This is a genomic window from Sphingomonas sp. CCH9-E2 (genome assembly GCF_001557215.1).
Classification (GTDB): Bacteria; Pseudomonadota; Alphaproteobacteria; order Sphingomonadales; family Sphingomonadaceae; genus Sphingomonas.
In genome coordinates this window covers 1-6,738 of sequence record NZ_LSJM01000226.1, presented here as the reverse complement: position 1 = coordinate 6,738, position 6,738 = coordinate 1, and the positions used below count along the sequence as shown (strand labels likewise).

The 6,738-nt window shown below is 66.8% G+C and carries 4 protein-coding genes and 2 pseudogenes; 5 read left to right on the top strand and 1 reads right to left on the bottom strand.

Going from position 1 to position 6,738, the window contains the following annotated elements; translation table 11 throughout:
* A pseudogene (locus AX681_RS22465) lies at nucleotides 1–245 on the top strand (hypothetical protein); the annotation flags it as partial.
* Nucleotides 246–287: 42 nt separating this feature from the next.
* Nucleotides 288–2,969: a valine--tRNA ligase gene (locus AX681_RS10540; RefSeq protein WP_066664890.1), complete on the top strand. Its 2,682-nt coding sequence runs from the start codon at nucleotides 288–290 to the stop codon at nucleotides 2,967–2,969.
* Between the two features lie 31 nt (nucleotides 2,970–3,000).
* Here AX681_RS10540 and AX681_RS10535 read toward each other — a convergent pair whose 3' ends face one another.
* Nucleotides 3,001–3,768: an SIMPL domain-containing protein gene (locus AX681_RS10535; protein WP_066682213.1), complete on the bottom strand. Its 768-nt coding sequence runs from the start codon at nucleotides 3,766–3,768 to the stop codon at nucleotides 3,001–3,003.
* Between the two features lie 232 nt (nucleotides 3,769–4,000).
* Between AX681_RS10535 and hemB the strand changes: the two genes are divergently transcribed.
* The 3 genes and pseudogenes from hemB to AX681_RS10520 all read left to right on the top strand — a co-directional run.
* Complete coding sequence (gene hemB / locus AX681_RS10530; RefSeq protein ID WP_066660492.1) at nucleotides 4,001–4,990, top strand: porphobilinogen synthase; 990 nt, start codon at nucleotides 4,001–4,003, stop codon at nucleotides 4,988–4,990.
* Nucleotides 4,987–5,523, top strand: coding sequence for a GNAT family N-acetyltransferase (locus tag AX681_RS10525; RefSeq protein ID WP_066660490.1), 537 nt, complete (start codon nucleotides 4,987–4,989; stop codon nucleotides 5,521–5,523). Before hemB ends, AX681_RS10525 begins: the two co-directional genes overlap by 4 nt.
* Nucleotides 5,524–5,539: 16 nt before the next feature.
* Nucleotides 5,540–6,738: pseudogene (locus AX681_RS10520) on the top strand (hypothetical protein); the annotation flags it as partial.

The window sequence follows — 6,738 nt, the reverse complement described above, 5'->3', positions numbered from 1 at the left end:
GGCATGACGTGCCGCCCGACAAGATCGTCGCGCGGCGCACGCGATCCTTCGACCAACTGGCCTGGTTCTGCAGCAATATTGATCGTGGGTGGATCTTCGACAATTCGACCAGCGAGCCCAAGTTTCTTGCGGAGATTCTGTCCGAGGGCCGCGTGCTGCGCTGGAACGATCTTCCCGATGATCTGCTCGCCGCATTGAAGGGGGCGGGCGTACCGGTACTGCATACGTTGCCGGACGGCGATTAATCCCGGTTGGCATCAGGGCGGGCGCGTGGTTATGGGCACGGCATGAGCGAACTTCCAAAGACCTTCGACCCCGCCGAGATCGAGCAGCGCTGGTACGCGCATTGGGAAAGCAACGGGCTGTTCCGGCCCGATCGTCCGGGCGCGCAGCCCTGGACGATCGTCAACCCGCCGCCCAACGTGACGGGTTCGCTGCATATCGGCCATGCGCTCGACAACACGCTGCAGGACATCCTCGTCCGCCATGCGCGTCTGAAGGGGATGGACGCGCGCTGGGTGGTCGGCATGGACCATGCCGGCATCGCGACGCAGATGGTGGTCGAACGCCAGCTCAACGCACGCCAGCAGAAGCGCACCGACTTCACCCGCGAGGAGTTCGTCGCGAAGGTGTGGAAGTGGAAGGCCGAGAGCGGCGGCGCGATCACCGGCCAGCTGCGGCGCCTCGGCTGTTCGATGGACTGGTCCGACGAACGCTTCACGATGGACGAGGGCTTTTCGAAGGCCGTGCTCAAGGTCTTCGTCGAGCTGCACAAGCAGGGGCTGCTCTATCGCGACAAGCGGCTGGTGAACTGGGATCCGGGCCTGGGCACCGCGATCAGCGACCTTGAGGTCGAGACGCGCGAGGTGAACGGCAAGTTCTGGCACCTGCGCTATCCGCTCGCCGATGGCAGCGGCTACATCCATGTCGCGACGACGCGGCCGGAAACGATGCTGGCCGATATGGCGGTGGCGGTGCACCCGACGGATGAGCGCTACGCCGCTTTGGTCGGCAAGCAGGTGAAGCTGCCGATCACCGGCCGCCTGATCCCGATCGTCGCCGACGAACATGCCGATCCCGAGCTGGGTTCGGGCGCGGTCAAGATCACGCCTGGGCATGATTTCAACGACTTCGAGGTCGGCCGCCGCGCCGGGATCGAAGCGCGCGACATGCTCAACATGCTCGATGCCAAGGCGATGATCTGCCAGACCTCGGACGGGCTGATTCCGCCCGAGCTGATCGGCCTCGATCGCTTCGACGCGCGCGAGAAGGTGGTGGCCCGGCTGAAGGACGAGGGTTTCCTCGTCCCCTGGACCGACAAGGACGGCAACGAACACGACGCCGAACCGCGCAAGATCCAGACGCCGTTCGGCGACCGTTCGGGCGTTGTGATCGAACCCTGGCTGACCGACCAATGGTATGTCGACGCCGCGACGCTGGCCAAGCCCGCGATCGAGGCGGTGCGCTCGGGCGCGACCAAGATCGTGCCCAAGAGCTGGGAAAAGACCTATTTCAACTGGATGGAGAATATCCAGCCCTGGTGCGTCAGCCGTCAGCTATGGTGGGGGCACCGGATTCCGGCGTGGTTCGCTGACGACGGCAGCGTCTATGTCGCTGAAAACGAAGCCGAAGCGCAGGCGCGGGCGGGCGAGGGGGTTCGCCTGACGCAGGACGAGGACGTTCTCGACACCTGGTTCTCCTCCGCGCTCTGGCCGTTCGCAACGCTAGGCTGGCCCGATGACAGCGACCCCACGCTCGGCGGGCGTTATCCCAATGACGTGCTGATATCCGGCTTCGACATCCTGTTCTTCTGGGATGCGCGGATGATGATGCAGGGTTTGCACTTCATGAAAGAAGTGCCGTTCAAGACCTTGTATCTGCACGGACTTGTCCGCGCCGCGGATGGCGCGAAGATGTCCAAGTCCAAGGGCAATGTCGTCGATCCGCTCGGCCTGATCGACCAGTATGGTGCGGACGCGCTGCGCTTCTTCATGGCGGCGATGGAGAGCCAGGGCCGCGACGTGAAGATGGATGAAAAGCGGGTCGAGGGGTATCGCAACTTCGCGACCAAGCTGTGGAACGCGGCGCGATTTGCCCAGTCGAACGGGATTCGCGCAAGCGAACATGTCGAGGCTCCTCGCGCCACGCTCGCGGTCAACAAGTGGATTGTCGCGGAGACAGTGTCCACGGTGCAGGCGATGGACATTGCCTTTGCCGACCATCGTTTCGACGGCGCGGCCAACACCATCTATCAGTTCACCTGGAGCCGCTTCTGCGACTGGTATCTTGAGCTGATCAAGCCGGTGCTGCAGACCGAAGGCGCCGAGGGTGCCGAGGAGACGCGCGCCGTCGCCGGATGGGTGCTCGACCAGATCCTGGTCATGCTCCACCCGTTCATGCCCTTCATCACCGAAGAGCTGTGGTCGAAGATGGGCGAGCGCCCGGATTACCCCATCATCACTGCGCAATGGCCGATGGCGGATGCGCGCGCGCTCGATCCCGCGGCGGCGCAGGAGATCGACTGGCTGATCCGGCTGGTGAGCGAGCTGCGCGCGGCGCGGACCGAGCTCAACGTCCCGCCGGGCGCGCGGCTGGCGCTGCACGTCCGCGACGCGCATGCCGACACGCTGGAGCGGTTGACGCGCCAGAATGCGGCGCTCGCCCGTCTGGCGCGCGTCGACCGCGCCGAGGGTGAAGCTCCGGCGGGCGGCGCGTTGCAGATCGTGGTGGACGAGGCGACCTATGTCCTCCCGCTCGAAGGCGTCATCGACCTCGACGCCGAACGCGCCCGCCTGACCAAGGCGATCGCGGCGGCGGAGAAGGAGCGCGACAGCCTCAACGCACGCCTGTCCAACCCCGCCTTCGCCGAAAAGGCCAAGCCCGAGGCGGTGGAAAAGGCCCGCGCCGACCATGCCGAGAAATCGGCCGAAGCGGCGCGGTTGAGCGCGGCGCTGGGCCGGTTGGGGTGAGGTGTCCTCCCTGGATCGGGGAGGACGTCGCTCATTTGATCAGCGCATAGACGATCACGATTTCGGCGCTGGTTTCGACTGCACTGGGAACGATGTCGATCTTGACTAAAGGCGCCTGGGCTAGCTCGGCGACCGCGAACATGGCGTCCGCTTGCCTCTCCAGCATCGCCATCGCGCGGTCGTTGCCGTCGAGAATCGAGACGACCGGGCCGAGCTTGGCGCCCGACGCGCTCGCCACCGCCTCCGCGCGGGCGCGGGCATCCGTGATCGCAGCCGCCATTGCGCTCTTGCGCGCCGCCGCAGGGTCGCTGAGGCGAAAGCTTGCAAGCTCGGCGGAACTTGCCCCGAGGCGGCTGGCCAGACCGATCGCGGTGCCGACCTTGTCGACCGCGCGCATCTCGACCGTCGCCTCGATCGTCGCGATATAGCCGACCACGCGGCACGGTCCCTTGTCCGCGCGGTCGCTGTCGTCGCCGAGTCCCATCAATTCGCGATCCGACGCGCAGTCACCCTTGCGCACCTCGCGCATCGACACGTCGCCCGTGCGATAGCTGGCCTTGGGGTCGAGCGACATGATCCCGCCGATCACCGATTTTTGCGCATCGGCCAGCGCCTTGCTCGCGGCGTCGGCGGTGGTGCCGTCGCCGCGCAGGTTGATCGACAGTTCGGCCATGTCGGGCGGGGTCTTGATCAGCGCGCGCCCCTGCACGACGATGCCGGGTGGCAGTGCGTCGCGCATCGATTGCGCCGCTGCGGGCAAGGGCGAGAGTGCAGCGATTAGCGCGACGAGCCTGAGCATAAGCGATCCCTCCTGATATGGTATAAGATAACATCGCTGAAACTGGCGTGTGGTCAAGCATCTTGTCTGCCCCTTCTCCCTCGTCGCCCCGGGCTTTACCCGGGGCAGGGCTTCGTCGCCGTCTCAAGACAGCCCGGCCCCGGGTAAAGCCCGGGGCGACGGTGGCGGGGGCAGTCTGCCGCGCTTACCGCCACCGCTTGCGACCGCGCGGGACTTGGCCCAAAAGCCAGGCATGTCCCATTATCCCGCGCTTCGCCTTCGTCGCACCCGTAGTTCCGCGTGGAGCCGCCGGCTTCATGCCGAGACGGTGCTGACCCCGGCGGACCTGATCTGGCCGCTGTTCGTGACCGAGGGGGAGGGGGTCGAGGAGCTGATCGCCAGCCTCCCCGGCGTGTCGCGCTGGTCGGTCGATGGGATCGTCGCCAAGGCGCGTGAGGCGGCGGCGGCGGGGATTCCGTGTCTGGCGCTGTTTCCCAATACCCCGGTCGATCTGCGTACCGAGGATGGCGGGGAGGCGCTCAATCCCGATAACCTCATGTGCCGGGCGATCCGGGCGATCAAGGATGCGGCGCCGGACATCGGGGTGCTGACCGATGTCGCGCTCGACCCCTATACCGCGCATGGCCATGACGGGCTGGTCGATGCGGCGGGTTATGTGCTCAACGACGAGACTGCGGAAGTGCTGGTCGGGCAGGCGCTCAATCAGGCCCGCGCCGGAGCGGACGTGATCGCGCCGAGCGACATGATGGACGGGCGCGTCGGCCTGATCCGCGCGGCGCTGGAGGACGAGGGCTTCGTCAACGTCCAGATCATGGCCTATGCCGCCAAATATGCCTCGGCCTTTTATGGCCCATTCCGCGATGCGGTGGGATCGCGCGGGCTGCTCAAGGGCGACAAGAAGACCTATCAGATGGACCCGGCCAATGCCGAGGAGGCGCTGCGCGAAGTGGCGCTCGATCTCGACGAGGGCGCGGACAGCGTGATGGTCAAGCCGGGCCTTCCCTATCTGGATATTGTCCGCCGGGTGAAAGAGCGGTTCGAGGTGCCGGTGTTCGCCTATCAAGTGAGCGGCGAGTACGCGATGATCGAGGCGGCGGCCGCGGCGGGGGCGGGGGACCGCGACGCGCTGGTGCTGGAGACGCTGATGGCGTTCAAGCGGGCCGGGTGCAGCGGGGTGCTGAGCTATCATGCGCTCCACGCCGCGCGGCTGATGGGCGGATGATCGAGACGGAGCGGTTACTGCTGCGCCCGCCGGTGGAGGCCGACCACCCGGCGCTGTATGCGATGTGGGCCGACCCGGTGGTGATGGCCGATCTGGGGCCGGTCAAGGACGCTGCGGCGAGCGCGGCGGCGCTGGCGCGGCATGACGGCTATCGGCACGAGGGGCTGGGGTTTTTGAGCGTCATTCGCAAGGAGGATGACGCGGTCATCGGCTTTTGCGGGCTCAAGCGCGGCGATGCGCAGAACCCGATTGCGGGACAGGTCGAGGCGGGGTGGATGCTTGCGCAAGCCTATTGGCGGCGCGGCTATGCGCTGGAGGCGATGCGCGCGGTGCTGGCGTGGGGCTGGGCCAGGTTCGACGTTCCGTACATCGTGGCGATCACGTCGCAGCGTAATGCCGCCAGCCGGGCGATGATGGAGCGGCTGGGCATGGCCTATGTCGACGGTGGCGATTTCGATCATCACGCCTTTGCGGCGGATGACCCCTTGCGCCGCATCGTCACCTACCGCATCACGCGGCCACGTAACGCGTAAGCCGAAAGGGGAGGCGATGAGCGCCGAAGCAGTCGCCGAACCACAGCCGGGTGCACCCGGATGGCTGAAGGGTGTGAGCGGCCCGCTCTTCGTCATCACCATCCTGCTCGGCAGCTTCCTGCTGTTCCTGGTTCAGCCGATGATCGCGCGCATGGCACTGCCGCGGCTGGGCGGTGCGCCCGCCGTTTGGAACAGCGCGATGCTGATCTATCAGGCGTTGCTGCTGGGCGGTTATGCCTATGCCCACTGGCTGGGCCGGGTGCCGGTGCGGCGGCAGGCGATGATCCATCTGGGCGTGCTGGCGGTCGCGGCCTTGTGGCTGCCGATCGGGCTGATGGCGATGGAGATGCCGGCGGATGCCGAGCCGGCGGTTTGGGTTCCGTGGCTGCTTGCCGCCTCCATCGGCCCGCTGTTCTTCGCGATCTCGGCGCAGGCGCCGCTGCTGCAGCGCTGGTTCGCGTCGGCGTCGGGCGGGCGGGATCCCTATGCGCTCTATGCCGCGTCAAATGTCGGCAGCTTTGGCGGGCTGATTGCCTATCCGCTGCTGGTCGAGCCGGGCATGGCGCTGCACGCGCAAAGCTGGCTGTGGACCGGCGGCTATGCGTTGGTGTTCGTCGCGGTTGCGGCCTGTGCGCTGCTGCTGCCGCGCAAGGCGGCGGACGCGCCGCATGTCCATGCGACCAGTGCCCCGCCGTCGAAGCGGCGCGTGGCGCACTGGATCGCGCTGGCCTTTGTCCCCTCCGGCCTGATGCTCGCGACGTCGAGCTTCCTGACCACCGATATCGTCGCGGTGCCGATGCTGTGGGTGCTGCCGCTTGGCCTGTACCTGCTGAGCTTCACCATCGCGTTCGCGGCGCGGCGCGCGGTGGCGACGCTGCTGACCCGCTTTGCCCCGATCACGATCCTGTTGTTCGGCGGGCTGATGATCGCGGGGCATAATGCCAATCCCGAGCTGAACGCACTGATGGCGCTCGCCCTGCTGTTCATGGTCGCGGTGGCGCTGCACACGCATATGTACGACCTGCGGCCCGAGGCGGACCGGCTCACCGGCTTCTACCTCGCCATGTCGGTCGGCGGTGCGCTGGGCGGGGTGTTCGCGGCGCTGGTGGCGCCGTTGGTGTTCGACTGGACATACGAATATCCGATCCTGATCCTCGCCGCCGGGCTCCTCGTGCCGCAGGAGTGGCTGCTGCCGTTTTTCCAGCGGTTATGGGG